Origin of the sequence: Thioclava marina, from assembly GCF_002020135.1 — a bacterium.
Classification (GTDB): domain Bacteria; phylum Pseudomonadota; class Alphaproteobacteria; order Rhodobacterales; family Rhodobacteraceae; genus Thioclava; species Thioclava marina.
Genome location: NZ_MPZS01000001.1, coordinates 1,951,826 through 1,975,430, shown reverse-complemented (window position 1 = coordinate 1,975,430; position 23,605 = coordinate 1,951,826). Strand labels below are relative to the sequence as shown.

The following is a 23,605-nucleotide window of genomic DNA, read 5'->3' as shown; positions in this document are numbered from 1 at the left end:
GTGGCTCAAGCCGGGTCGAAAGCGATCGGCATCCGGATCGCGCCGGTATTGCCGCTGTCGGGAAGCCACTCGACCTCACCGTTGAAGCGCGGGTTCTTCAGGCGTTGCGAAAGCAGCTTGAGCGCCTCGGTCATGTCGCCGCGGGCAATGAAGTGGCCAAGGCAGTGATGCGCCCCGCCGCCGAAACCGAAATGCGGCTTGCGCTCGGCCGTGATGTCGAAGCTCGCATCGTCGAACACGCGCGGATCGGAGGTCGCCGATTGCGAGAAGAGGTGCAGCGTCGTGCCCTTCTCGATCGGCGTGTCATTATAGGTGAAGTCCTCGACCGCCTCGCGGGTGACCCAGGTCACGGTGGGACGCACGCGCATCACCTCCTCGACCGCGGCGCGGCCCAGCTCAGGCCGTTCGGCCAGAAGCGCCCATTGCTCGGGGTGCTCGATGAAGGTCGCCATCGCGAGGCCGAGCTGGTTGCGCGTGGTGTCGATGCCGCCGAAGATCGCCAGAACGATCATGTCGAGCAGTTCCTGATCGGAGAGCTGGCTCTTGTCCTCGTTGGCCTTGATCAGCATGCCGATGAAATCGTCTTTCGGCGCGGCGCGGCGGGCCTCGACCAGCTCCTCGACATAGTCGAAGAGCCGCTTCGTTGCCGCCTCGATCGTCGGCAGGTCCTTCTTGAAGGTGACGCCGAGAGCGAGACCCATTTCCGCAGCGATATCAGCCAGTTCTCGCCAGCGTTCGAAGGGCAGGCCCAGAAGCTCGCAGATCACGCCGGTCGCGTAGGGTTCGGTGAATTCGGCGATGAAGTCGCATTCGCCCTTAGGGGCGAACTCGTCGATCAGCATCGTCGCAAGCTCGGTGAATTTCGGCGCGAGCGTCGTAATGAGCTTCGGCGAGAAAGCCGGGTTCGCCATTCGCCGCAGGCGCGCATGGTTGTCGCCCTCCTGGCTGAGCAGCATGCTTTCCCACCAGCGCGCGAATTCGCCTGTGACATCGTTCAGCGCCGGCCAGCGATAGGAGCCCTGACGGAGCTTGGGATGACGAAGAAGCTTTTGCACATCGTCATATCGCAGCACCGCGAGGCCATAATTCGTGCGCGCGCACCAGGACGCCTCGCGTGCATTCATCACTTCGGAAGAGCGGATCGAGAACCCGGGATCCGAGATATCAAGATAGGGCAGATTGTCGGCGACGAGGCTGTCTTGCGTCATTTGGAGAAACTCCCGGTCAAACTCGCGTTTCACCGAGACTTCATGCAAGTTACGTTCCAGTTTTCTCCGTCAATCTGTAATTAATTGATAGATAATGTTATTTTATATTTTCGACCAAGATTTCTCAGCTTTGCATATTACAAATTCCAGCGGATTCCCTTCATCGCTGCACAGGCGCATCAATGCTGAGGAAATGCAGCACCCGCCTCGCATCGCCTGTTCAGACGTTCGAGCCCGGGGAAATCCTTCGCTCTCCCGAGCACGAAAGCCCGTCAAAATGGGCGCTCAAAAGGATGCTCAATGAACTTCGCCAAACGCGAAAAGACCCCGCCGTTAGACACGGCGGGGCAAGGCTGTGTCCCAGGACGGCCCTCGGACACCGGCGGTAACTTTTGAATGTCGTGGGGGGCTGGCCTCAGTTCATCTCGGCGCGGATCTGCTGGCGCAGCAGGTCAATCGGGACCTGCTTGCCGTCGCGCTTGAAGGTCCAGTAAGTCCAGCCGTTGCAGGAGGGCGCGCCTTCGAGATGGGCACCGACCTGATGGATCGAGCCTTTTACATCGTCGCCAATCAGCGTGCCGTCGGCGCGCACCTTGGCCTTGTGGCGGCCGTTGAGCGAATAGAGCTCCTCGCCCGGGCGCAGCATGCCGCGTTCGACGAGCTGACCGAAAGGCACACGCGGCTCGGCGCGTTTCGAGGTGGAAACTTCCAGCGCTTCCTTGTCGAACTTGCGAACCCGGGCGAGGCGCTTGAGGGCAACCTCGCGATAGGCGGCCTCGCGCTCGATGCCGATGAAATCGCGGCCTAGCATCTTCGCGACGGCGCCGGTCGTACCGGTGCCGAAGAACGGGTCGAGAATCACGTCGCCGGGATTGGTGGTGCCGACGAGGATGCGGTGCAGGAGCGCCTCGGGCTTTTGCGTCGGATGCGCCTTGTCGCCATTCGAATCCTTCAGGCGCTCACCGCCATTGCAGATCGGGATCACCCAGTCGGAACGCATCTGGACGCCCTCGTTGAGCGATTTCAGCGCCTCGTAATTGAAGGTGTATTTCGCGCCTTCCGATTTGGACGCCCAGATCAGCGTCTCATGCGCGTTGGTCAGGCGCTTGCCACGGAAGTTCGGCATCGGGTTCGATTTGCGCCAGACCACATCGTTGAGGATCCAGAAGCCCTGATTCTGAAGCTCGGCCCCCATGCGGAAGACGTTGTGATAGGAACCGATCACCCAGATCGCCCCATTGGGCTTCAGGATGCGGCGGGCGGCGGTGAGCCAGTCCCGGGTGAACCCATCGTAATGCGAGAAGGAACCGAACTGATCCCAGGCGTCGTCGACAGCGTCGACTTTGGAATTGTCGGGGCGGTGCAGGTCGCCGCGTAGCTGAAGATTGTAAGGCGGATCGGCAAAGATCAGGTCAATGCTGTTCTCGGGGAGCGAGTTCATCATCTCGATGCAATCGCCTGCAAGAATTTGGTTCAGGGGCAGCGCCTGCTGCGCCGCCGGGGACTTCGTCTTTGCCATCTTTTTTGCCTCTTAACTGCCCGCCTCGGGGGATGCCGGCTTGTGCCGATCTATGGCGTCAAAGATGAGTCAAAGGTGATTCGCCGTCAATTTCTTTTTTGAATCAAGGGGTTACACTTTTTGCTTGGCACAAGATATTGTGGACGGGCTTGAAGCTTCGTCTATGAACGGGGGTGACCCCTAGATCTAGAAGGGCCTGCAAATGGTCCTTCGTGGGGTAGCCCGCATTCCGTTCCCAGCCATAGCCGGGATACTGTTGCGCCAAATCCACCATGAGCAAATCTCGCGCCTCTTTGGCCAGGATCGAAGCCGCCGCGATCGACAAAGAGCGCGCATCGCCCTTCACGATCGGCTCGGCCGAAAGGCCCAGATCGCGCGGCACGCGGTTGCCGTCGACCAGCACGTGATCGGGCTTTTGCGCGAGCCCCGCGACCGCCCGGCACATCGCGAGATGTGCGGCGTGATAGATGTTGATCTCGTCGATCTCCTCGACGCTGGCATGGGCGACGCAATAGTCGGCGCTCTGCATGATCTGCGCAGCGAGCTCCGCACGGCGCTTTGCGCTGAGCTTCTTCGAATCGTTGAGCCCTTCGGGGATGCATGCGGGATCGAGAATGACCGCCGCAGCGGTGACCGGGCCGCAAAGCGGGCCGCGACCGACCTCATCCACGCCAGCGATGCGGGTCAGCCCACGGGCAAGGGCGGCCTCTTCGAAAGAGAAATCGGGGTTTTGTACCATTGCTCCCGGATGCACCGGATCCCCGCGCCGATCAACCGTGATTTATGCGGCTGGAACCGTCGCTTTTGCGGCCAAACCGCAAAATTCCGCAAACTTTCCCTTTGAAGCGGAATTGATAGCAAAATTTATTGCCAATGCGCGTTTCGCCGCCGATATTTCGGTCATGGATAGAATCGACCACAAAATCATCACCCTTCTCGCCGAAGACTGCCGCCGGTCGCTTGCCGATATCGGCGCGGGGGTGAACCTTTCGCCCTCGGCCGTGAATGAGCGAATCCGCCGTCTCACCGCCTCGGGCGCGATCCGGCGATTTACCGTCGAGGCCGATCCCGAAGCGCTCGGCCTGCCGGTCACCGCCTTCATCTGGGTCGCCCTTGCGCCAGACAGTGACGAAGCGGCCTTTCGCAGCTTTGCGCAGACTCGCCCCGAAATCTCGGAATGCCACCATGTGACCGGGCCGTGGTCCTACCTGCTCAAGATCCATTCGCCCTCTCTCGCGGGCATCGAGGCGTTTCTCTCCACCCTCAAGGAGCGCAGATTCCTCGCCCGCAGCGAAACGATGATCGCGCTGTCTTCACCAGTCGATCCGGGCTTCAGCCCGCGGGGTGACTTATGACCGGGACTGAACTTTTCGCGAAAAGCCTCGTGTTGGGCGTTGCGATCGCGGCACCGCTGGGCCCGATCGGAGCGCTGTGCATTTCGCGCACGCTGGAACGCGGTTTCTGGGCGGGGCTCGCCGGGGGGCTGGGCACCGCGCTGGCGGATGCGGCCTATGCCCTTCTGGCGGCCGCGGGATTCGCCGCTTTTTCTGCCGGGCTTGCGCGGATCGACATGCCGTTGAAACTCGGGGGCGGGCTGTTTCTTCTATGGCTGGGATGGCGGAGCTTTCGCAGCGCCCCGGCCCGGCAGGCGGCGCGGGTTGGCGCGCGCGATCTGATGGGGACGATCGCCGCCACCTTCGCCCTGACCAGCGCCAACCCGATGACGATTCTGTCCTTTGCCGCGATCTTTGCCGGGCTGGGGCTGGCACAGGCCGAGGGCACGCGCGGGGCGTTTCCGGTGGTGGCGGGCGTGTTCAGCGGTTCCCTGATCTGGTGGGCCGCGCTGAGCGGGGGCGTCGCGCTGGCCCATCGCCGCCTGCCCGAGGGCTTCGCCCATCGCGTCGCGCAGATTTCGGGTCTCGTGCTGATCGGCTTCGGTCTCTGGGCGATCGGGTCGCTCGCGATGTGAAAAGGGCGGAGACCGATGGTCCCCGCCCGCTGCTCGACGTTCTTGATGACGTCTGCCTTATCTTCAGCGCCGCGACAGGCGGATGCCCTGATCCTCGAGACAGTTGCGCCCATAGACGGTCTCGCTGTCGTGGCGACCGGTCTTGATGGTGAAAGCGCAGTTGCGCGGCAGACGGGTGCGCGTGTAGCGATCGAGGCAATCAGCCGAGACGACCTCACCCCAGCCATTGCGCGTCTTCACCTTCTGCACACAGGAGGAGGGAAGATGAATGCGGTCGCGGCCATAGCGGTCGCGCTCACGTTCCCGCTCCCGCTCGCGACGGGCCTCGGCCTCGCGGCGCTCACGCTCGATCCTCTCGCGTTCCAGACGGCTTTCGCGTTGTTTCCAGGTCTCGCGCGGCAGGTAGACCGACGGGGGAACCGTCTTCCGCTTTTTCTTGTCGTCATTCATCGAGTCGATGATCAGCGCCGCAGCCCCGATCCCGAGCAACACGGCAAGCGTGTCGCGATCCTTGTCACCCAACGCTGCGGCAGGCGTGGTGCTTGCAGCCATCGTGCCCAGTGCGACGGTGGTGGCGGTGAAAAGCGCGGTCGCCTTTGTCTTGAAACTCATCCTTCGGTCCTCCGGTCGGGCAGCCCCCAGGGCCGCGATAAAGTCGATGGAACGACCGTGCGGCGAAGCGGTGGAGTCAGGCAATAACGGGGGCTTGATATCCGATAACAGCGCCCGCAACCCCCTTCGGCTATTGAATAACAGCGGCTTTGAGCGCAGCGTGAACGGCATGAAACACGCATTTCTCATTTTGGCGTTTCTCGCCTCGGCCTCGGCCGCTCAGGCCCAGTGCTATGCCGATTACAAGGCCAAGCGCGACAACCCGTTGCAGCTGCAATACGGTGTCGCGCAGGTCTCGGATTCGGCCTGTTCGAAAAAGGCCGCAGCGCGCGAATTGGCGCCGAGGCTCGAGGCTGCGGGCTGGACCTTGCTGACGGTCCTCTCCACATTCGGGCCCGAAGGGTTGGAGAAAAGGAAAGCCAGTGCCGGAAAATACTTCCTCCGTTACTGACAGCCTGCGGCTGGGCTCGCGCGCGGTCGTGGCCGGGGTCGTGGCGGTGGTCGCGATCCTCGCGACCACGGCGGGGTTCCTCTTTGCCAAGCTCCCCGATGCGGACGCGTTCAACGCCCGGGTCGAGCAGATCTTCGTGCAAAACGACAACCTGACCTCGCAGGCCGAGATCAAGCTGCTGGAGGTCCTGGCACAATCGGGCACGGCCTTCTCTGACGTGCTGGCGAATTATCGGGTGATCATCTTCATCCTGCTGATCTTCGCCGCCGCGCTTTTGCTGGCGGCGATCATCTTCCTGCTTCTGCTGATCGGACTGAACCGCCGGATGATCGAGATCCGCCGCGCCGGAATCGAGGTGCAAAGCCTGCGCATCCTGCGCAGCGAAAACGCGGTGATGCTCAACGACATGGGCTTCACCCTGACCCCGGCGGCGATCGAGACGCTCTCGGTGCTGGCCGAAGCCCGGATGGATGACGATATCCTCACCGGCGCACAGATCGAGGCGATGATCTCGGGCCGTAACGAGGCCGATTGCGACGAGGCAGCGGGCGCGACCCGGATCAAACGTCTGCGCGACAGCCTCGGCAATCAGCTCGTCAGCGAGCTTCTCGTGCGCAACATTTCCCGCAAGGGCTATGCGCTTAGCGTGTCCAAGGACGCGATCCGCGTCGACTGATCCGGTTGCGTGGCCGTTACATGCGCCCTATATCGCAGGGTCTGTTGACCTGCGGGGGAGCCTATGTCCGACACGCCCTTCTACCTGATCGACGAGGCCCGACTGCGCGAGAACATGCGCAAGATCGAGCGCCTGCGCGAGCGTTCCGGCGCGAAAGCCCTGCTGGCGCTGAAATGTTTCGCGACCTGGTCGGCCTTCGACATCATGAAGCCTTACATGGACGGCACCACGTCGAGCTCGCTCTTCGAACTGCATCTGGGACGCGAGAAATTCGGCAAGGAAACCCATGCCTATTCGGTCGCCTGGTCCGATGACGAGATCGACGAGGCTATCGGCTACGCCGACAAGATCATCTTCAATTCGCTGAGCCAGCTGGATCGCTTTGGCGACAAGGCCGCGCATATCGAGCGCGGCCTGCGTCTGAACCCGCGTTTCTCGACGTCGGGCTTCGACCTGGCGGACCCGGCGCGGCCCTTCTCGCGGCTGGGCGAATGGGACACCGAGCGGCTGGAGGCGGCGATGGGCCGGATCTCGGGCGTGATGATCCACTACAATTGCGAGAATTCCGATTTCGCGCTCTTCGACCATCAGCTGTCGCGGATCGAGGCCGAGTTCGGCGATATCCTCAAGCGCCTGAACTGGGTCAGCCTCGGCGGCGGCATCCATTTCACCGGGCCGGATTACCCGCTCGACGCGCTGGCCGACCGTCTGAAGAAATTCTCAGACGATTTCGGCGTTCAGGTCTATCTCGAACCCGGCGAAGCGTCGATCACGCAGACCGCCTCGCTCGAGGTGACGGTTCTGGATATCCTCGATAACGGCAAGAAGATCGCCATCGTCGATAGTAGCATCGAAGCGCATATGCTCGACCTGCTGATCTATCGTGAGACCGCGAAACTGCCGCAGCAAGGCGAACACGAATACCAGATCGCAGGCAAGACCTGCCTTGCGGGCGACATCTTCGGCGACGCGAAATTCGACAAACCGCTGGAAATCGGCGACCGGATCTCGATCGCGGATGCGGCCGGTTACACGATGGTCAAGAAGAACTGGTTCAACGGCGTGGCGATGCCCGCCATCGCCATACGTCGCGAAGATGGTAGCATCGACCGGATTCGCGAGTTCACCTATGAGGACTACCGCGCCTCATTGTCCTGAGGGCCTTTCGCGCCCCCTTCCCCTGTCCTGTCGAAAAGGAGACAGCCGAAGTGAAAAAGAACGTGCTCATCATCGGAGCGGGCGGCGTCGCCCAGGTCGTGGCGCATAAATGCGCGCAGAACAACGACATCCTGGGCGATCTGCACATCGCCTCGCGCACCAAATCGAAATGCGACGCGATCATCGAGAGCGTGCGTGAAAAGGGCGCGATGAAAGTGGCGGGCACGTTCGAGGCGCATCAGGTGAACGCGCGCGACACGGCCGCCGTGGCGGATCTGATCCGCAAGACCGGCGCGCAGATCGTGATCAACGTGGGGTCCGCCTTCGTGAACATGTATGTGCTCGACGCGTGCATCGAGACGGGCGCCGCCTATATCGACACTGCGATCCACGAAGAGCCCGACAAGATCTGCGAAACCCCGCCGTGGTATGCCAATTACGAATGGAAGAAGCGCGATCTTTGCACCGAGAAGGGCGTGACCGCGATCCTCGGCGCGGGCTTCGATCCGGGCGTGGTGAATGCCTTCGCGCGTTTCGCGATCGACCAGATGGACGAGGTGAAATCCATCGACATCGTCGACATCAACGCGGGCTCGCACGGCAAATATTTCGCGACGAATTTCGACCCCGAGATCAACTTCCGCGAATTCACCGGCACCGTCTATTACTGGGAAGACCAGCAGTGGAAAGAGACGTCGATGTTCGCCTCGGGCCACAAATGGGATCTGCCGGTCGTCGGTCCGTCGCAGGCCTATCAGTCGGGTCATGACGAGGTGCATTCGCTGGCGACCAACTATCCGCAGGCCGATGTGCGCTTCTGGATGGGCTTCGGCGACCACTACATCAACGTCTTCACCGTGCTGAAAAATCTTGGTTTGCTGTCCGAGCAGCCGGTGAAAACCGCCGAAGGGCTGGAAGTCGTGCCGCTGAAAGTGGTGAAGGCCGTGCTGCCCGATCCCGCCTCGCTCGCACCGAACTACACGGGCAAAACCTGCATCGGCGATTTGGTGAAGGGCACCAAGGACGGCAAGGACGTGGAGTATTTCGTCTACAACGTCGCCGATCACAAGGAAGCCTATGAAGAGGTCGGCTCGCAAGGCATCTCCTACACCGCTGGCGTGCCGCCGGTCGCAGCCGCGATCCTCGTGGCGCAGGGGGAGTGGGACGCAAAGACGATGAAGAACGTCGAAGAGCTCGATCCGAAACCGTTCTTCACCCAGCTCGACCGCATCGGCCTTCCGACGCGCGTGCTGGTGGGCGGCCTCAAGGGTGAGGACAAGGCCTGGACCGAGATCTGATCCGGACCGCCAGACATACGAAAGGCCCGCGCGATGCGGGCCTTTTTCGTTTAAAGAGTGGTGATCCCGGCAGGATTCGAACCTGCAACCTGCCCCTTAGGAGGGGGCTGCTCTATCCAGTTGAGCCACGGGACCACGCGCCTCTTGATGCCGCCAAAGCGGCGGCTGTGCAAGTCGGGAGCGCGGCAAATGAAAAGGGGATGCGTATTGGCCCACCGCATCCCCTTTTTAGATCTGTCACCACGATCGGAGTCTACACGCGGGTCCAGTTTGGCCGGCTGCCGGATTGTTTGGAGTCTGGCCCGGTCGCCGTTATCGCTAACATATGGTGCATCATCCGCTTGCGCAAGGGAAATGTTTGGCGCTAACAAGAATGAAACTGGAGGAATTCCGCCGTGTCCCGTCCCAATGACTCCCGCCGCCCCCTGACGCTGCGCGACGTTTCCGAAGCCTCGGGCGTTTCGGAAATGACGGTCAGCCGCGTACTGCGCAATCGCGGCGACGTCTCCGATGCGACGCGCGAGAAGGTGCTGCATGCGGCCAAGACGCTGGGCTATGTGCCCAACAAGATCGCCGGCGCACTGGCCTCGCAGCGGGTGAACCTCGTGGCGGTGATCATTCCGTCGCTGTCGAACCTCGTCTTTCCGAAAGTGCTCTCGGCGATCTCCGACGAGCTTGAGGATACCGGGCTCCAGCCGGTGGTGGGTGTGACCAACTATTCGCCCGAGAAGGAAGAACAGGTTCTCTACGAGATGCTCTCCTGGCGGCCCTCGGGCGTGATCATCGCCGGGCTCGAGCACACACCGGCTGCCCGCGCGATGCTGGAAAACGCCGGTATTCCGGTTGTCGAGATTATGGATGTCGATGGCGAGGGCGTGGATTCCGTCGTCGGTATCTCGCATCGCCGTGCCGGTCTGCACATGGCCGAGGCGATCATCGCCGCTGGCTATCGCAGAATTGGATTTCTCGGCACGAAGATGCCCGAGGATCACCGGGCGCGCAAACGGCTCGAAGGGTTCAAGGAAGGGCTCGCGAAAGCGGGCATCGAACTTGCCGATACCGAGTTCTATGCCGGCGGCTCGGCGCTGGCGAAAGGGCGCGAGATGACCGAGGCGATGCTCAAACGCACGCCGGACCTCGATTTCCTCTATTATTCGAACGACATGATCGGCGCCGGTGGCCTGCTGTGGTGTCGCGATAACGGGATCGACGTTCCGGGCAAGGTCGGCCTCGCGGGGTTCAACGGGCTTGAACTTCTCGAGGGGCTCTCGGTGCAGCTCGCCACGATGGATGCCTGTCGCGGCGAGATCGGCAAGAAGGCCGCGCAAATCATCGCGGGCCGATCGCAAAGCGGCATGATCGGCGGCGAGGTGATCGAACTCGAGCCGGTGCTCGAACCCGGCGAGACAATCCGCAAGACCTGATCAGTTCAGCGCGCAGCAGCCGGTGAATACGAGGTCTTCCTCGGGTGTGCGCAGGAAGAAATCGATCCCGATCGCATATTTCCTGTCGCTCATCCCGTCCGAGCATTCGCGATTGCGCAGAACCGAGAACCCCTCGGCCCCGCCGCCCCGGATCTTCCAGCCGATGGTCTCGAAAGCCCCGCTCTGCGGCGCGCCGCTCCACTCGATCCCGAGACTGCGCGGTTCCTCACCGGGCATCTCGAGGCTCAGAAGGCCGGGTTCGTAGCTGACGCTCCAGAACGGTTCGGTGCCGTAGCAGAACAGCGGCACGCGTTCGGTCCACCAGGGCGGCATCGGCTCTGATTCCAGATAGCGCGCCGAGACCCACCCCGACCGCTCACCCGCATTCAGACGCCGCCACTTTCCATCTTCCGACGCGCCGGTCACCTCGATCAGTGTCGTGTCTGGCGGGATCACCCCGATGATCGGGGCCGAAGCCGAGGGTTCGGCGCGGATGTTGAGCACGTCATCGGCGGCGACACCGCTCACATCGGCATAATGCGGGAAGCTCTCGGCCAAGGCGGGTGCCGCCAGGGACATGAGGACGAGCGGGAGGATCAGGACCAGACGTTTCATCGGGTCAGCCTACTAGCGCCGCGCGCTCCAGCTCAGCGAGGCATATTGCCGCGTGTAGAACTCGCCCATCAGCCCGATCATCAAAAGCGCCAGACCGACATAGAGCGGATAGTGCCAGTTCGAAAAATGCGGGTTGTAATTGATGAAGGTATAGCCGCGCGCCTGGTCGATCGTGTGGAAGAGCGGATTCCAGTCGAATAGCACGAGCATCTTGTGCGGCAGGTTGTTGGCGAGGAACATCTTGCCCGAGGCGATCATGTTCGCGCGGCTGTAAATCTGCTGGATCACGCCCACCACATCGGGCGCCCAGGGCTTGGCGGCGAGGAAGACGAGCCCGATCGCAAGCCCGACGAACCAAGACAAAAGCATCATCGCCAGCGCGCCGACCCAGTCGTAGATCTCGATCGGCTGAAACGCCGCATGGTAGATGAAGAGCACCGTGATCATCGAGAGCATCTGGATGTAGAGCGTGCTCAGCGCCGCCGCCGAGATCGAGATCGCCGTGGTCATCGGCGCGTGTTTCATCATCGCCGAGGTCGGCCCCTCTGCCCCGAACACCGCGCCGATGGTCTTGGTATGGGTCAGGAACAGGAAGATCCCGCTCATCACGTAAAGCAGGAAGTCGCCGCGCACCGAATTGCCGCGCAGGCCGAGCACGCCGAACATGATGTAGAAGGTCAGGATCAGCAGGATCGTCTGCACCATGTTCAGCAACAGGCCGACCAGCGCATTGCCATGCGATTGGCGCAGTTTGCGAACGGTGGCGTGATAGATGAGCTCCAGCAGGCTGAAGGTCGATCCAAGCGTGGAATTGCTGCGATCTGCTTTGAACATTTTCCTGCCAATCGGGTGCGGCGCGCCGCCAGCCTATCGGGCAAACCTTGCCCAAGCCTTGTCGCCGCATCATAAGGGGGGAGATAAATCATAGCAATCAGGCCTGAATTTGGCGGAACGGAGTGATCATGGATTTCGAGCATCTGATGCAAGTCATGCGCCGGCTTGCTCTCGAAGCGGGCGACAGGATCATGGAGATCTACAATTCCCCTGACTTCGAAGTGAAATCCAAATCCGACAATTCGCCCGTGACCGAGGCCGACGAGGCCGCGGACGCGCTGATCTCGGCCGGTCTGCGCGAGGCCTTCCCAGATGTCGCGCTGGTGACCGAGGAGCAGGCGGCGAGCCATGATCAGGACGTCTCGACCTTCCTCATCGTCGATCCGCTCGACGGCACCAAGGAATTCGTCCAGCGCCGCGGCGATTTCACCGTGAACATCGCCTATGTCGAAGACGGTAAGCCGGTGCGCGGCGTGGTCTATGCGCCCGCAAAGGGGCGGCTCTTCTATACGTTGGCCGATGGCCGCGCGGTCGAGGAGGAAGGCCCGAACTTCCCGAAACAGGCGATGGGCCCGCACAAGCCGATCACCGTCTCAATGCCCGACAATCGCGGGCTGATGGTGGTCGCATCGAAATCGCACCGCGATCAGGCGACCGACGATTACATCGGCAAATACGCGGTGAAGGATATGCGCTCGGCTGGCTCGTCGCTGAAATTCTGCCTCGTGGCGACCGGCGAGGCCGATCTCTATCCGCGGCTCGGGCGCACGATGGAATGGGACACGGCGGCCGGTGACGCGGTGCTGCGCGGCGCGGGTGGCGAGATGGTCCGCTTCGACGATCACACGCCCTTCACCTATGGCAAGCCCGGCTTCGAGAACCCGTTCTTCATCGCCTACGCCCCCGGCGTTCTTCTGGTGAAATGATGTCTGTTCTCATCGTCATCCCCGCCCGCTACGCCTCGACGCGCTATCCCGGCAAACCGCTCGTCGAACTGACCGGTGCGACGGGCGTGAAAAAGACCCTGATCCAGCGAAGCTGGGAGGCCGCGCAGGACGTGCGGGGCGCCGATCGGGTCGTCGTCGCAACCGATGACGCGCGCATCCGCGAGGCCTGCGAAACCTTCGGTGCCGAGGTGGTGATGACCTCCGAGACCTGCCGCAACGGGACCGAGCGTTGCGCCGAGGCGGCGGAGACGCTTGGCGGTGACTACGAGATCGTCGTCAACCTGCAAGGCGATGCGCCGCTGACGCCGGCCTGGTTCATCGAGGATCTGGTCGCTGGGCTGCGTGCGAATGACTGGGCGGAACTCGCCACCCCGGTGCTGCGCTGCGAGGGCGAGATGCTCGCCAGTCTGCGGGAGGATCGCCATCACGGCCGAGTCGGCGGCACCACCGCCGTCTTTGGCGCGGGCAATCGCGGGCTCTATTTCTCCAAGGAAGTGATCCCCTACACCGCCGAAAGCTACCTACCGCACGATCCCACCCCGGTCTTCCATCACGTCGGCGTCTACGCCTACCGTCCCGACACGCTCGCCGATTACGCCACCTGGCCGATCGGACCGCTGGAAACGCTTGAAGGGCTCGAGCAGCTGCGGTTTCTCGAGAACGGTCGTGCCGTGCTGTGCACCGAGGTCGAGGCGCGCGGGCGGCAGTTCTGGGAACTCAACAACCCTTCGGACGTGCCACGCATCGAGTCGATGATGCGCGAAATGGGTCTGGCCTGACGCGAACCTGCATCACGCAAAGTTTCCATTTCGCGGGAACCTGAAGCGATTGGGGCGATTTTCCCCTTACATGCGCAACAAACAGCGCGTGATGATGCGGCAGTGCGGCAGGTTCCTTGTTACGCGCCGCAAGACTCGCCACAATGGCGGCAATTAGCGCTTCGGCGCAGTAACGATAAAGGTGATGAATGAAACGCAAGGTGACGAAGGCAATCTTCCCGGTTGCCGGCCTTGGAACCCGCTTCCTCCCCGCCACGAAATCGATCCCGAAAGAGATCCTGACGCTGGTGGATCGTCCGCTCATTCAATACGCCATCGACGAGGCGCGCGCGGCCGGCATCAAGGAATTCATCTTCGTGACCTCGCGCGGCAAGTCGGCGCTGGAAGATTATTTCGACGACGCGCCCGAGCTCGAGACCGCCCTGCGCAAGAAGGACAAGAAAGACCTTCTCGAAGAGCTCAAGAAAACCAACATGGATTCCGGCGCCATCGCCTATGTGCGCCAGAACAAGCCGCTCGGGCTTGGCCACGCGGTCTGGTGCGCGCGCCGCCTCGTGCATGACGAGCCCTTCGCGGTCATCCTGACCGATGACGTGATCGCGGCCGAGAAGCCCTGCCTCCAGCAGATGATGGAAGCCTACGAGGAAACCGGCGGCAACATCGTCGCGGCGATGGAAGTGCCCACAGAGAAGACCTCGTCCTACGGCGTGCTCGATATTTCCGAGGTGAACGGGCCGCTGGTGAAGGTGAAGGGCATGGTCGAGAAACCGCAGCCCGACGTCGCGCCGTCGAACCTCGCCGTGATCGGGCGCTACATCCTGACGCCGGAGATCATGAAGAACCTCAACAAGAAGGAAACCGGTGCGGGCGGCGAGATCCAGCTGACCGACGCGATCGCGCAGGAGATCGCCAACGGCAATCCGGTTTACGGCTATCGCTTCAAGGGCCAGCGTTTCGACTGCGGTTCCAAGGCGGGCTTCCTTCAGGCCACCGTGGCTTTCGGTCTCCAGCGGTCCGATCTCAAGGACGAGTTCGGCGACTATCTGGGCGACATCATGAACATGCGGACGGCCGCCGAGTAAGCGATGAAACCTCATGTGTTGGTGACGGGCGGTGCGGGCTATATCGGCTCGCACGCCTGCAAGGCTCTGAGCCGCGCAGGCTATGTTCCGGTCTGCTTCGACAATTTCTCGACCGGCTGGAAAGAGGCGGTGAAGTTCGGTCCGCTTGAGGAAGGCGATCTCGCCGACCGGGCGCGGCTCGACGAGGTCTTCGCGAAATATCAGCCCATCGCGGTGATGCATTTCGCTGCGCTGAGCCTCGTCGGCGAGTCGATGCAGAACCCCTCGAAATACTGGCGCACCAACGTCAATTGCGCGCTGAATTTGATCGAAACGGCGGTAGAGGCCGACTGCAAGAATTTCGTCTTCTCCTCGACCTGCGCGACCTATGGTGACCAGGACGGGGTGGTGCTGGACGAAGACACCGAGCAGCGCCCGATCAACGCCTATGGCGGCTCGAAACGCGCCATCGAGGATATGCTGCGCGATTTCGGCGCGAGCCACGGGCTGAACTCGGTGATCTTCCGCTATTTCAACGTGGCCGGCGCCGACCCCGACGCCGAGCTGGGCGAGCAGCATGTGCCGGAAACCCACCTGATCCCGCTGATGCTCGACGCGATCGCGGGCAAGCGCCCGGCACTGACGGTGTTCGGCTCGGACTATCCCACGCGCGACGGCACCTGCATCCGCGATTACGTCCATGTCTCCGATCTGGTCGATGCGCATGTTCTAGGGCTGAAATGGCTGGAGAGCGGCGAGCCTTCGCGCGTCTTCTGTCTTGGCTCGGGCAACGGGTTTTCGGTGCGCGAAGTGATCGACGCCTCGCGCACGGTAACCAATCGCGATGTGCCCATCGTCGAGGGCGAGCGCCGCGCCGGCGATGCCGCCTGCCTCGTCTCGGGCTCGAAACGCGCGCTTGAGGAACTGGGGTGGCAACCGCAACGCTCCGATCTTTCCGTGATGATCGGCGATGCATGGCGTTGGCATCAGGCGAAAGAGTATGAATACTGATCCGCGCCGAGCGGATCGGGAGAGGGCATGGCATCGCGCCGGGAGCTATGGGACGCCTACAGGCTGCGCCTCAAGCGCAAGCAATTCCTCTGGCGTGCCCTGCGCAAGCGCCATCAGCTCGAACGCCTCTCCGACCGGACTCGCAAGATCCGCCCTGGCGATATCCTCGCCTTCGCGGTGATGCGCAACGAGGCCCTGCGCCTGCCCTATTTCCTGCGTCATTACCGCGATCTCGGCGTCGATCACTTCCTCATCGTCGACAATGGCAGCTCCGATGGCACCACGGGCCTTCTGGCCGAAGCGCGCGATGTCTCTCTCTGGACGACGCCGGCGAGCTATCGCGCCTCGCGCTTCGGGCTCGACTGGATCACCTGGCTGATGATCCGTCACGGTCACGATCACTGGTGCCTCACCGTCGATGCCGACGAGTTGCTGATCTACCCCTACCATGACACGCGCCCGCTGCCCGCGCTCACGGGCTGGCTCGACGCCTCGGGCATCCCCGCCTTTCCGGCGATGATGCTCGAACTCTACCCGAAGGGGCGAATCGGTGCGCAGAGCTATCAGGCGGGTCAGGATCCGCGCCAGATCCTGAGCTGGTTCGATGCGGGAAATTACACGATGACCCGGCAGGAGCGCAGCCAGGCGCTCTGGATCCAGGGCGGGCCACGCGCGCGCAGCTTCTTCGCGCAGCGACCGCGTCGGGCGCCGACCCTGTCGAAGATTCCCCTCGTGCGCTGGAATCGTCGCTTCGCCTATCTGAACTCGACCCACGCGCTCCTGCCGCGCCACCTCAACAAGACCTACGACGATGGAGGCGGCGAGGCGATCTCGGGGCTCCTGCTGCACACCAAGTTCCTCGACACGGTGATCGAGAAATCTTCCGAAGAGAAAGCGCGGCGCGAGCATTTCGGCCGTCCGGAGGAGTTCGACCCCTATTACGACGCGCTCATCGCCGACCCGCAGCTCTGGACGCCCTACTCCGCGCCGCTTGGCAGCTGGCGCCAGCTCGAGGCACAGGGCCTGATGTCGCGCGGCGGCTGGGTCTGATTGATTGTCGTCACATTTGCAACAAAAGGTGACGCAAAGGTAATGCCGTCTCTTCTCAGGCACCCACAAAGAGGCTAAGACACAGGAGACTATTGAATCCAAAGGGGAAAACTTGTCGTTTTGGCCAAGGCGACAGTTAACCTTCTGCTAAGTATATTCAGCAATAACAGGCCGCATTTGCGGAAGGGACGACACGTGGGACTGAGAGATCTGGTCAGGCTGCGTCGAAAACGCAGGTTGAGACAGTTTCGCGCCATTCGGAAACGGCGGGAACTGAGCCCGCTGTCCGATCGCACAGCCCAGATCAGACCCGATGACGTTCTCGTTTTCGTCACCGCGCGCAACGAACGCATCCGCCTGCCCTATTTCCTGCGCTACTACCGGGACATGGGGGTGCGCCATTTCCTCTTTGTCGATAATGGCAGCGATGACGGATCGGCGGACTATCTCGCCGAGCAGGAGGATTGCTCTGTCTGGACGACGTCGGCTTCCTACAAGGCTGCGAATTTCGGCATGGACTGGATGAACTGGCTGCTGCGCAAATACGGCACCGGGCACTGGACGCTGACGCTCGATCCCGACGAGTTCCTCGTCTACCCGTTCTGCGACACTCGCCCCATCCAGGCGCTCACGGATTGGCTCGACACCTATGGCATCCGCTCTTTCCCGGCGATGCTTCTGGACATGTATCCGAAAGGCCCGATCGACGCGCAGCCCTATCGCGAGGGCCAGAACCCCTTCGATCTGGCCTGTTGGTTCGATAGCGGCAATTACATGATCAAGACCAACCCGGAATACCGCAACTTGTGGATTCAGGGGGGGCCGCGGGCCCGGATCTTCTTCCCCGAAGAGCCCAAACGCGCGCCGTCGCTCAACAAGATCCCGCTGGTGAAATGGGAGCGAGGGCATGTCTATCTCTCCTCGACCCACATGCTTTTGCCGCGCGGGCTCAATCAGGTCTATGACACGATCGGCGGCGAGATGGCCTCGGGCTGCCTGCTGCACGCGAAATTCCTCTCGCCGCTCACCGCCAAGGTCGAGGAAGAGCTGCAACGCAAACAGCATTATGCAGGGTCGCGCGAATATCACGCTTATGCCCGGACCATCTCAAAAGAGCCCGATTTGTGGTGCAAATGGTCGGAAAAATATATCAATTGGCGCCAGCTCGAGATCCTCGGACTGATGTCCAAGGGCAATTGGGCATGAGAGGATTTCACCCGTGACCGTCGGTTTCATCATGATGTGCCACACCGCGCTCGACCGTGCGGCTCAGGTCGCGCGGTTCTGGGCCGAGGGTGGCGCGCCGGTGGTGATCCATGTCGATGCCCGTGTCAGCGCCCCTGATTACAAGGGTTTCCAGAAGGCTCTGGCCGATCTCGACAATGTCTCCTTCTCTCGGCGCTACAAATGCGAATGGGGCACCTGGTCGCTCGTCGCCGCCAGCCAGGCCGCGGCCGAGCAGATGCTGGAACGCCATGCCGAGGTGCGCCACGTCTATCTCGCCTCCGGCTCGTGCCTGCCGCTGCGGCCGCTGAAGGAACTGACCGACTATCTCGACGCGCGCCCCTATACCGATTTCATCGAGAGCGTGACCACGACCGAAGTCGGCTGGACCGTCGGCGGCATCGACATCGAGCGTTTCACCCTGCGGTTCCCCTTCTCGTGGAAGAAGCAGCGCCGCCTCTTCGACCGCTATGTCGAGTTTCAGCGCCGCGTCGGCTTCAAGCGCCGCATCCCGTCGGGGCTCGTGCCGCATCTCGGAAGTCAGTGGTGGTGCCTGACGCGCCAGACCTTGTCCGCGATCCTGCAAGACCCGGACCGACCGCTCTACGACCGTTATTTCAAGCGCGTCTGGATCCCTGACGAGAGCTATTTCCAGACCCTTTCAAGGCTCTATGCCACCTCGATCGAGAGCCGCTCGCTCACGCTGACCAAGTTCGATTTCCAGGGCAAGCCGCATATCTTCTACGACGACCACCTCCAGCTTCTGCGCCGTTCGGACTGCTTCATCGCGCGCAAGATCTGGCCGCGTGCGGACCGGCTCTATCAGACATTCCTGACGAAGAATGCCCAAAGCCCGGCGATGGCCGAACCCAACCCGGCCAAGATCGACCGTCTTTTCTCGAAATCGATCGAGCGGCGCACACGCGGTCGCCCCGGCCTCTACATGCAAAGCCGCTTTCCGAAGAAGGACCACGAGAACGGCAAGACCTCGGCACCCTATTCGGTCTTCCATGGCTTCTCGGATCTCTTCGAGAATTTCGATGGCTGGCTCGCGAAATACGTGGGCGCGCGGGTGCATGGCCATCTCTTCGCCCCTGAAGGCGCCAAGTTCGCGGGCGGTGATACGATGTTCAACGGCTGCCTGACCGATGACCCGGCACTGCGCGACTACAACCCGCGCGCCTTCCTGACCAACCTGATCTGGAACTCCCGCGGGGAGCGACAGTGCTACATGTTCTCGCCGCGGGACAATCAGGCCAACAACTGGTTCACCGCGACCGACCCGAACGCGCAGATCTCGGTGATCACCGGCGCCTGGGCCTTGCCGCTCTCGCGGATGAACGAGAATTTCGCCACGATCCGCCGCGAGGCCGCACGGCTGCAAAAGCGCGAGCTGGAACATCTGGAGATCCTGCGCTCCATGTATGTGAAGGCGCGCGTTCGGATCTGGACAGTGGCCGAGTTCATCGAAAACCCGATGGAGCCTTTGCAGACCATCATCGACGAGATCAGCCCCCGCGCCACGCGCCGCCTGACCGAGGCGCCGCAGATGGTCGAGTTGACGGGCTTCCCGCAATTCCTGCAAAACCTCAAGAACCAGGGCATGCAGCCGCTCGTGATGGGGGATTTCCCGCTCAATGCCGGGGAAGGGCGCCACGCGAACCGGCGCGGTCGCCCCTATCTGGTGAAGTGACATGGCGAGGTTCGACAGTTTCGTGGTCTTCGCCGAGATGCGGACCGGATCGAACCTGCTCGAGGCCGCGCTCAACAGCCTGGATGGCGTGACCTGTCATGGCGAGGCGTTCAACCTCGTCCTGATCGGCTATCCCAACCGCACGGACCTGTTGGGCGTGACCATGGCCGAACGCGATGCGGATCCGCTGGTGCTGTGGAAGGCGATCAAGGCGCAGGACGGGCTCAACGGCTGTCGCTATTTCCACGATCACGACCCGCGCATGCTCGCAGTCTTCGTCGATGATCCCAAATGCGCCAAGATCGTGCTGACCCGCAATCCGATCGAAAGCTATGTGAGTCTGATGATCGCCCGCGCGACCGGCCAGTGGAAGCTCGGCGACGCCAAGCACCGCAAGGCGAGCAAGGCGCGTTTCGATGCCGAGGAGTTCGAGGCCCATCTCGAAGAGTTGCAGGGCTTTCAGGTCACGCTGCAAAACGCGCTGCAACGCTCGGGCCAGACCGCCTTCTACATTGATTACGAGGATGCGCAGTCGGTCGAGTTGCTCAACGGGATCGCGAAATGGCTCGGCGTCGAGACGCGGCTCGAAGAATTGCCCGACAGCCTCAAAGTGCAGAACCCCGAGCCGCTGGAGGCGAAGGTCTCGAATTTCCCGGGGATGGAGGCTTCGCTCGCGCGGCTCGACCGCTTCAACCTCTCGAAGACCCCGAATTTCGAGCCCCGTCGCGGCCCCGGCGTGCCCGGTTTCATCGCGAGTGAGGCGGGGCTGCTCTACATGCCGATGCGTCCCGCGATGGACGCGCCGATCCGCGACTGGCTGGCCCGGCTTGGCCCGCTTGAGGAAAGCTTCTCGCAAAAGACCCTGCGCCAGTGGAAGCGCCGCCATCCGGGTCATCGCAGCTTCACCGTGCTGCGCCACCCCCTGATGCGCGCCCATCTCGCCTTCTCGGCCGTCCTGAATTGGGACAACATGCTCGAGACACGCGCGGTACTGCGTCAAAGCTACAAGCTGCCGATCCCCCCGGAAGGCGACGCTATCGCGCCCGAAGCCTATGCAGAGGCGCTGATCGCTTTTCTTGGCTGGCTCAAATCCAACCTCGCCAACCAGACGAGCCTGCCGGTGAACGCGCTCTGGGCCACGCAATCGGCCCAGTTGCAGGGGATCGCCCAGTTCGCCCTGCCCGACATGCTTCTGCGCGAGGAAAGGCTGACGGAGGATCTGGCCTATCTCGCGCGCTCCGCCGGGATCGAGGCGCCGGAATTTGGACAGGCCGATAGCGATACCGCCCCGATCAAGCTGGCCGATTTCTGGACCCCGGATCTCGAAGCTGCCGCCCGCGAAACCTATACGCGTGACATGATGCAGTTCGGCTTCGGCCCCTGGAAAGCCTGAGCGACACGGAAAAAGCGCGCCGGACGGACCGACGCGCTTTCAAATCTCATATCGAGGCAGATCAGGCGGCCTGACGGCCCTGCGCCTCGGTCAGCACCGCGTGCAGCGCCGCCGGATCGGTATTGGCACGCAGCTTCTCGCAGATTTCCGGATCGCGCATGGTGCGCGACACGAGTGCGAGCGCCTTCAGGTGCTCCACCCCGGAATCCTTGGGTGCGAAGAGCGCGAAGACCAGATCGACCGGAAGTCGGTCCACCGCGTCGAAATCGAGCGGTTTTTCCAGCCGCAGGAAGACGCCGACCACCTCGTCGAGCCCGTCGAGTCGCGCATGCGGGAGCGCCACGCCATGACCGACACCCGTCGGCCCGAGGCTTTCACGCTCCTGCAAGGCATCGACCGTCTGCGCCGCGGCGAGCCTGTAGACCGACGCGGCGATGTCGCCGAGATCCTGAAAAAGGCGCTTCTTGCTTGTGACGTTCGACAGCACCTTCACGGCGCCCGGCGCAAGCAATTTCGAAAGTTCCATGTAACTCGTCTTTTCCGCGCCTTTTTCCGTGGCGCTCATTTGCTGTTGCGCGGGTCGATCCAGCCGATATTGCCGTCTTCGCGGCGATGCACGACGTTAACCCCGCCATGTTTCTCGTTGCGGAACACCAGAAGGGGCGCGTGCGACAGCTCCATCTGCATCACCGCTTCACCGACCGAGAGCGTGGGAACCTTGGTTTCCATCTCGGCCACGATCATCGGCGCGCCATCGGCCGCCTCGCCCGACTCGTCATTCTCATCGGATGCGAGCACATACAGGCCCGCGGCCTCGAATTCAACCGGTTCCACGCGGTCGCGGTGATGATCTTTCAGCCTGCGCTTATGACGACGCAGTTGCTTGTCCATCTTTTCGCGGCAGCTGTCGAAGGCCGCGTAAACCTCGGTGGCATGACCTTTCGCCGATGCCGTCAGGCCGGTCGAGAGGTGCACGGTGGCTTCGCAGATGAACTCATGGGCGTTCTTGGAGAAGGTGACCGTCGCATCGGTCGGGCGCTGCATGTATTTGTCGACGACTTCGCCGAGTTCGGTTTTGACATGGGATTGCAGGGCTTCCCCGATGTCGATCTGCTTGCCACTGATCTGGTAACGCATGGATTTCCTCCTTCACGCATTGGCCTGCTTCACCCGACCCTGACAGGGGCAAGTTGCAAGCCAGTTAAATTTTTCTCGAAAGCGCGTAGCGGGCCGTGCTCCCGGTTGCAAGACCACAGGCGATCGCGGGCCGAAAACGAGCTCGGTCTGCGCGCGCAGGGAATGGAAACGACGGTCACGCATTTGAATCATATTTGGGTATGGAACCGCAGGGGTGTCAACGGGTCACCTTCGCCGCAGCGCAAAAGCCGCACTCACGCAGCGCTCAAAGGATGCGGAAGTGCTGGCCGAGATAGACACGGCGCACGTTTTCGTCCTGCACGACCTCTTCGGTCGTGCCCGACATCAGCACCGTCCCGTCATGCAGGATATAGGCGCGGTCGACGATCTCGAGCGTCTCGCGCACGTTGTGATCGGTGATCAGGACGCCGATACCGCGATCCTTGAGCTGCGAGACCAATGCGCGGATTTCGGCCACGGCGATCGGGTCGACACCAGCAAAAGGTTCGTCGAGCAGGAGATATTTCGGATCGGCGGCGAGGCAGCGCGCGATCTCGCAGCGGCGCCGTTCGCCCCCTGAAAGCGCCAGTGCCGGGGCCTGGCGCAGATGGCCGATCGAGAAATCGCCCAGAAGCTCCTCGAGGCGCTCGCGGCGGGTATGCGGGTCGGCCTCGGCGATCTCGAGCACGGCCATGATGTTATCCTCGACCGAAAGCCCCCGAAAAATCGACGCTTCCTGCGGCAGATAACCGATCCCGAGTCGCGCGCGGCGATACATCGGCAGGCCCGTCACGTCGCGTCCGTCGATCAGGACCTGCCCCGCATCGGGACGAATCAAGCCGGCGATGTTGTAAAAACAGGTGGTCTTGCCCGAACCGTTCGGCCCCAGCAGCGCCACGACCTCCCCGCGCGAAAGATCCAGCGAGACATCGCGGATCACCGGGCGGCGGCGATAGCTCTTGCGCAGTCCGCGCACCTGCAAGCCGCCCTGCCCCGCCACCGGGGCGAGCCCGGTCGCGTCCTGTACCCCGGTCATGCCCGACATCACTGGCCCCCGGTCTTGGTCGCAGGTTTGAGCAGCGTGCGCACGCGCCCGTCCATCTGGCCGGTACCGGTGCGCAGATCGACGTTGAGCTTATTGCCCGACATCACGTTCTCGCCTTGCGTCAGCAGAACGTTGCCCGTCATCACCACAGTGCCCGCCACCACGTCATACACGGCTTCCTGAGCCTCGGCGGCCTCGGTCGGCGAAACCAGCGTCACGCCGCCCGTCGCATGCAGCGTCGAGATCTTCGAGCGATCCTTCGGATCATAGATGACCTCGACCTCCGCGGCCTGCATATGCATCGTGCCCTGATTGACGCGCACATCGCCGCTGAACACGGCCTTTCCGCTCTCCTGGTTCACCTTGAGACTGTCCGAAAGCACCTCGACCGGTGCATTCTGGTCCGCGCGGATGCCCGCGAAGGACAGCTGCTGCGCTGCGGCCAGAGCGGGAAGCGCGATCGCGATCAGGAAAGCGGCGGGAAAAGGCGTCCGAAACATG

General features: G+C 62.3%; 25 protein-coding genes and 1 tRNA gene. 15 read left to right on the top strand and 11 right to left on the bottom strand.

Features of this window, described 5'->3' with window-relative positions; genetic code table 11:
• Positions 1 to 5 precede the first annotated feature (5 nt).
• The 3 genes from BMG00_RS09585 to BMG00_RS09575 form a co-directional block, all read right to left on the bottom strand.
• A complete protein-coding gene (locus tag BMG00_RS09585) occupies positions 6 to 1,208 on the bottom strand; it encodes a cytochrome P450 (protein WP_078574133.1) in 1,203 nt (400 codons plus the stop codon).
• A 415-nt stretch (positions 1,209 to 1,623) separates the two neighbouring features.
• Positions 1,624 to 2,727 (bottom strand): site-specific DNA-methyltransferase, encoded by a 1,104-nt coding sequence (locus BMG00_RS09580; RefSeq protein ID WP_078526787.1) that lies wholly within the window; start codon positions 2,725 to 2,727, stop codon positions 1,624 to 1,626.
• A 103-nt stretch (positions 2,728 to 2,830) separates the two neighbouring features.
• Positions 2,831 to 3,466 (bottom strand): ribonuclease HII, encoded by a 636-nt coding sequence (locus BMG00_RS09575; RefSeq protein ID WP_078526785.1) that lies wholly within the window; start codon positions 3,464 to 3,466, stop codon positions 2,831 to 2,833.
• A 163-nt stretch (positions 3,467 to 3,629) separates the two neighbouring features.
• Here BMG00_RS09575 and BMG00_RS09570 point away from each other — a divergent pair, with 163 nt between their 5' ends.
• Both BMG00_RS09570 and BMG00_RS09565 read left to right on the top strand, forming a co-directional pair.
• Entirely contained in the window at positions 3,630 to 4,082 is a 453-nt protein-coding gene (locus BMG00_RS09570; protein ID WP_078574288.1) for an Lrp/AsnC family transcriptional regulator, read from the top strand.
• Positions 4,079 to 4,696, top strand: coding sequence for a LysE family transporter (locus tag BMG00_RS09565; RefSeq protein WP_078574132.1), 618 nt, complete (start codon positions 4,079 to 4,081; stop codon positions 4,694 to 4,696). The genes BMG00_RS09570 and BMG00_RS09565 overlap by 4 nt, the downstream gene beginning before the upstream one ends.
• A gap of 63 nt (positions 4,697 to 4,759) precedes the next feature.
• On the opposite strand, the gene BMG00_RS09560 is transcribed toward BMG00_RS09565, so the two are convergent.
• The gene (locus BMG00_RS09560; protein ID WP_078526781.1) at positions 4,760 to 5,308 is read right to left on the bottom strand and encodes a hypothetical protein; all 549 of its coding nucleotides are present in this window, start codon (positions 5,306 to 5,308) and stop codon (positions 4,760 to 4,762) included.
• A 169-nt stretch (positions 5,309 to 5,477) separates the two neighbouring features.
• On the opposite strand from BMG00_RS09560, the gene BMG00_RS09555 reads away from it, so the two are divergent.
• The 4 genes from BMG00_RS09555 (at position 5,478) to BMG00_RS09540 (ending at position 8,891) form a co-directional block, all read left to right on the top strand.
• The gene (locus tag BMG00_RS09555; RefSeq protein WP_038075798.1) at positions 5,478 to 5,759 is read left to right on the top strand and encodes a hypothetical protein; all 282 of its coding nucleotides are present in this window, start codon (positions 5,478 to 5,480) and stop codon (positions 5,757 to 5,759) included.
• Positions 5,731 to 6,435 carry a hypothetical protein gene (locus BMG00_RS09550; protein WP_078574131.1) on the top strand — a complete coding sequence of 235 codons (705 nt, stop codon included), beginning with the start codon at positions 5,731 to 5,733 and terminating at the stop codon, positions 6,433 to 6,435. The genes BMG00_RS09555 and BMG00_RS09550 overlap by 29 nt, the downstream gene beginning before the upstream one ends.
• A 63-nt stretch (positions 6,436 to 6,498) precedes the next feature.
• Complete coding sequence (gene nspC / locus BMG00_RS09545; RefSeq protein ID WP_078526777.1) at positions 6,499 to 7,593, top strand: carboxynorspermidine decarboxylase; 1,095 nt, start codon at positions 6,499 to 6,501, stop codon at positions 7,591 to 7,593.
• 50 nt (positions 7,594 to 7,643) lie between these two features.
• Positions 7,644 to 8,891 carry a saccharopine dehydrogenase family protein gene (locus tag BMG00_RS09540; protein WP_078574130.1) on the top strand — a complete coding sequence of 416 codons (1,248 nt, stop codon included), beginning with the start codon at positions 7,644 to 7,646 and terminating at the stop codon, positions 8,889 to 8,891.
• A gap of 58 nt (positions 8,892 to 8,949) precedes the next feature.
• Here the strand turns inward: BMG00_RS09540 and BMG00_RS09535 are convergent.
• A tRNA-Arg gene (locus BMG00_RS09535) sits at positions 8,950 to 9,026 on the bottom strand.
• Between the two features lie 260 nt (positions 9,027 to 9,286).
• On the opposite strand from BMG00_RS09535, the gene BMG00_RS09530 reads away from it, so the two are divergent.
• A complete protein-coding gene (locus BMG00_RS09530; protein WP_078574129.1) occupies positions 9,287 to 10,315 on the top strand; it encodes a LacI family DNA-binding transcriptional regulator in 1,029 nt (342 codons plus the stop codon).
• Here the strand turns inward: BMG00_RS09530 and BMG00_RS09525 are convergent, their stop codons facing one another.
• Together BMG00_RS09525 and BMG00_RS09520 are read right to left on the bottom strand one after the other, a co-directional pair.
• Positions 10,316 to 10,930, bottom strand: a complete 615-nt coding sequence (locus BMG00_RS09525) for an SH3 domain-containing protein (protein WP_078574128.1) — start codon at positions 10,928 to 10,930, stop codon at positions 10,316 to 10,318.
• 12 nt (positions 10,931 to 10,942) lie between these two features.
• The gene (locus BMG00_RS09520) at positions 10,943 to 11,764 is read right to left on the bottom strand and encodes an ABC transporter permease (protein ID WP_078526769.1); all 822 of its coding nucleotides are present in this window, start codon (positions 11,762 to 11,764) and stop codon (positions 10,943 to 10,945) included.
• Between the two features lie 128 nt (positions 11,765 to 11,892).
• Between BMG00_RS09520 and cysQ the strand changes: the two genes are divergently transcribed.
• The 8 genes from cysQ to BMG00_RS09480 all read left to right on the top strand — a co-directional run bounded on the left by cysQ (position 11,893) and on the right by BMG00_RS09480 (position 20,922).
• A complete protein-coding gene (cysQ, locus tag BMG00_RS09515; protein ID WP_078574127.1) occupies positions 11,893 to 12,690 on the top strand; it encodes a 3'(2'),5'-bisphosphate nucleotidase CysQ in 798 nt (265 codons plus the stop codon).
• Positions 12,690 to 13,490 (top strand): 3-deoxy-manno-octulosonate cytidylyltransferase, encoded by an 801-nt coding sequence (locus tag BMG00_RS09510; protein ID WP_078574126.1) that lies wholly within the window; start codon positions 12,690 to 12,692, stop codon positions 13,488 to 13,490. The genes cysQ and BMG00_RS09510 overlap by 1 nt, the downstream gene beginning before the upstream one ends.
• Before the next feature lie 188 nt (positions 13,491 to 13,678).
• Positions 13,679 to 14,572 carry a UTP--glucose-1-phosphate uridylyltransferase GalU gene (galU, locus tag BMG00_RS09505; RefSeq protein ID WP_078526763.1) on the top strand — a complete coding sequence of 298 codons (894 nt, stop codon included), beginning with the start codon at positions 13,679 to 13,681 and terminating at the stop codon, positions 14,570 to 14,572.
• 3 nt (positions 14,573 to 14,575) lie between these two features.
• The gene (galE, locus tag BMG00_RS09500; protein WP_078574125.1) at positions 14,576 to 15,562 is read left to right on the top strand and encodes a UDP-glucose 4-epimerase GalE; all 987 of its coding nucleotides are present in this window, start codon (positions 14,576 to 14,578) and stop codon (positions 15,560 to 15,562) included.
• A gap of 27 nt (positions 15,563 to 15,589) precedes the next feature.
• Positions 15,590 to 16,612: a glycosyltransferase family 2 protein gene (locus tag BMG00_RS09495; protein WP_078574124.1), complete on the top strand. Its 1,023-nt coding sequence runs from the start codon at positions 15,590 to 15,592 to the stop codon at positions 16,610 to 16,612.
• 195 nt (positions 16,613 to 16,807) lie between these two features.
• Positions 16,808 to 17,818, top strand: coding sequence for a glycosyltransferase family 2 protein (locus tag BMG00_RS09490; RefSeq protein WP_078526757.1), 1,011 nt, complete (start codon positions 16,808 to 16,810; stop codon positions 17,816 to 17,818).
• Positions 17,819 to 17,831: 13 nt separating this feature from the next.
• The gene (locus BMG00_RS09485; protein WP_078574123.1) at positions 17,832 to 19,529 is read left to right on the top strand and encodes a DUF5927 domain-containing protein; all 1,698 of its coding nucleotides are present in this window, start codon (positions 17,832 to 17,834) and stop codon (positions 19,527 to 19,529) included.
• A gap of 1 nt (position 19,530) precedes the next feature.
• Positions 19,531 to 20,922, top strand: coding sequence for a nodulation protein NodH (locus BMG00_RS09480; RefSeq protein ID WP_078574122.1), 1,392 nt, complete (start codon positions 19,531 to 19,533; stop codon positions 20,920 to 20,922).
• 61 nt (positions 20,923 to 20,983) lie between these two features.
• Here BMG00_RS09480 and BMG00_RS09475 read toward each other — a convergent pair whose 3' ends face one another.
• The 4 genes from BMG00_RS09475 to lptA all read right to left on the bottom strand — a co-directional run bounded on the left by BMG00_RS09475 (position 20,984) and on the right by lptA (position 23,604).
• Positions 20,984 to 21,448: a PTS sugar transporter subunit IIA gene (locus tag BMG00_RS09475; protein ID WP_078526751.1), complete on the bottom strand. Its 465-nt coding sequence runs from the start codon at positions 21,446 to 21,448 to the stop codon at positions 20,984 to 20,986.
• A gap of 35 nt (positions 21,449 to 21,483) precedes the next feature.
• Positions 21,484 to 22,059, bottom strand: coding sequence for a ribosome hibernation-promoting factor, HPF/YfiA family (gene hpf / locus BMG00_RS09470; RefSeq protein ID WP_078526749.1), 576 nt, complete (start codon positions 22,057 to 22,059; stop codon positions 21,484 to 21,486).
• Positions 22,060 to 22,324: 265 nt separating this feature from the next.
• Positions 22,325 to 23,104, bottom strand: a complete 780-nt coding sequence (gene lptB / locus BMG00_RS09465) for an LPS export ABC transporter ATP-binding protein (protein ID WP_245794978.1) — start codon at positions 23,102 to 23,104, stop codon at positions 22,325 to 22,327.
• Positions 23,104 to 23,604 (bottom strand): lipopolysaccharide transport periplasmic protein LptA, encoded by a 501-nt coding sequence (gene lptA / locus BMG00_RS09460; RefSeq protein ID WP_078526747.1) that lies wholly within the window; start codon positions 23,602 to 23,604, stop codon positions 23,104 to 23,106. The genes lptB and lptA overlap by 1 nt, the downstream gene beginning before the upstream one ends.
• Position 23,605 lies beyond the last annotated feature (1 nt).

What these genes read in the sequence shown, in the direction of transcription:
- BMG00_RS09580 (WP_078526787.1), bottom strand. Translation starts at nt 2,727, where the DNA reads ATGGCAAAGACGAAGTCCCCGGCGGCGCAGCAGGCGCTGCCCCTGAAC.
- BMG00_RS09475 (WP_078526751.1), bottom strand. Translation starts at nt 21,448, where the DNA reads ATGGAACTTTCGAAATTGCTTGCGCCGGGCGCCGTGAAGGTGCTGTCG.
- BMG00_RS09510 (WP_078574126.1), top strand. Translation starts at nt 12,690, where the DNA reads ATGTCTGTTCTCATCGTCATCCCCGCCCGCTACGCCTCGACGCGCTAT.
- BMG00_RS09570 (WP_078574288.1), top strand. Translation starts at nt 3,630, where the DNA reads ATGGATAGAATCGACCACAAAATCATCACCCTTCTCGCCGAAGACTGC.
- BMG00_RS09480 (WP_078574122.1), top strand. Translation starts at nt 19,531, where the DNA reads ATGGCGAGGTTCGACAGTTTCGTGGTCTTCGCCGAGATGCGGACCGGA.
- cysQ (WP_078574127.1), top strand. Translation starts at nt 11,893, where the DNA reads ATGGATTTCGAGCATCTGATGCAAGTCATGCGCCGGCTTGCTCTCGAA.
- BMG00_RS09495 (WP_078574124.1), top strand. Translation starts at nt 15,590, where the DNA reads ATGGCATCGCGCCGGGAGCTATGGGACGCCTACAGGCTGCGCCTCAAG.
- galU (WP_078526763.1), top strand. Translation starts at nt 13,679, where the DNA reads ATGAAACGCAAGGTGACGAAGGCAATCTTCCCGGTTGCCGGCCTTGGA.
- hpf (WP_078526749.1), bottom strand. Translation starts at nt 22,059, where the DNA reads ATGCGTTACCAGATCAGTGGCAAGCAGATCGACATCGGGGAAGCCCTG.
- BMG00_RS09565 (WP_078574132.1), top strand. Translation starts at nt 4,079, where the DNA reads ATGACCGGGACTGAACTTTTCGCGAAAAGCCTCGTGTTGGGCGTTGCG.
- BMG00_RS09525 (WP_078574128.1), bottom strand. Translation starts at nt 10,930, where the DNA reads ATGAAACGTCTGGTCCTGATCCTCCCGCTCGTCCTCATGTCCCTGGCG.
- BMG00_RS09585 (WP_078574133.1), bottom strand. Translation starts at nt 1,208, where the DNA reads ATGACGCAAGACAGCCTCGTCGCCGACAATCTGCCCTATCTTGATATC.
- lptA (WP_078526747.1), bottom strand. Translation starts at nt 23,604, where the DNA reads ATGTTTCGGACGCCTTTTCCCGCCGCTTTCCTGATCGCGATCGCGCTT.
- BMG00_RS09560 (WP_078526781.1), bottom strand. Translation starts at nt 5,308, where the DNA reads ATGAGTTTCAAGACAAAGGCGACCGCGCTTTTCACCGCCACCACCGTC.
- BMG00_RS09520 (WP_078526769.1), bottom strand. Translation starts at nt 11,764, where the DNA reads ATGTTCAAAGCAGATCGCAGCAATTCCACGCTTGGATCGACCTTCAGC.
- lptB (WP_245794978.1), bottom strand. Translation starts at nt 23,104, where the DNA reads ATGTCGGGCATGACCGGGGTACAGGACGCGACCGGGCTCGCCCCGGTG.
- BMG00_RS09575 (WP_078526785.1), bottom strand. Translation starts at nt 3,466, where the DNA reads ATGGTACAAAACCCCGATTTCTCTTTCGAAGAGGCCGCCCTTGCCCGT.
- nspC (WP_078526777.1), top strand. Translation starts at nt 6,499, where the DNA reads ATGTCCGACACGCCCTTCTACCTGATCGACGAGGCCCGACTGCGCGAG.
- BMG00_RS09555 (WP_038075798.1), top strand. Translation starts at nt 5,478, where the DNA reads ATGAAACACGCATTTCTCATTTTGGCGTTTCTCGCCTCGGCCTCGGCC.
- galE (WP_078574125.1), top strand. Translation starts at nt 14,576, where the DNA reads ATGAAACCTCATGTGTTGGTGACGGGCGGTGCGGGCTATATCGGCTCG.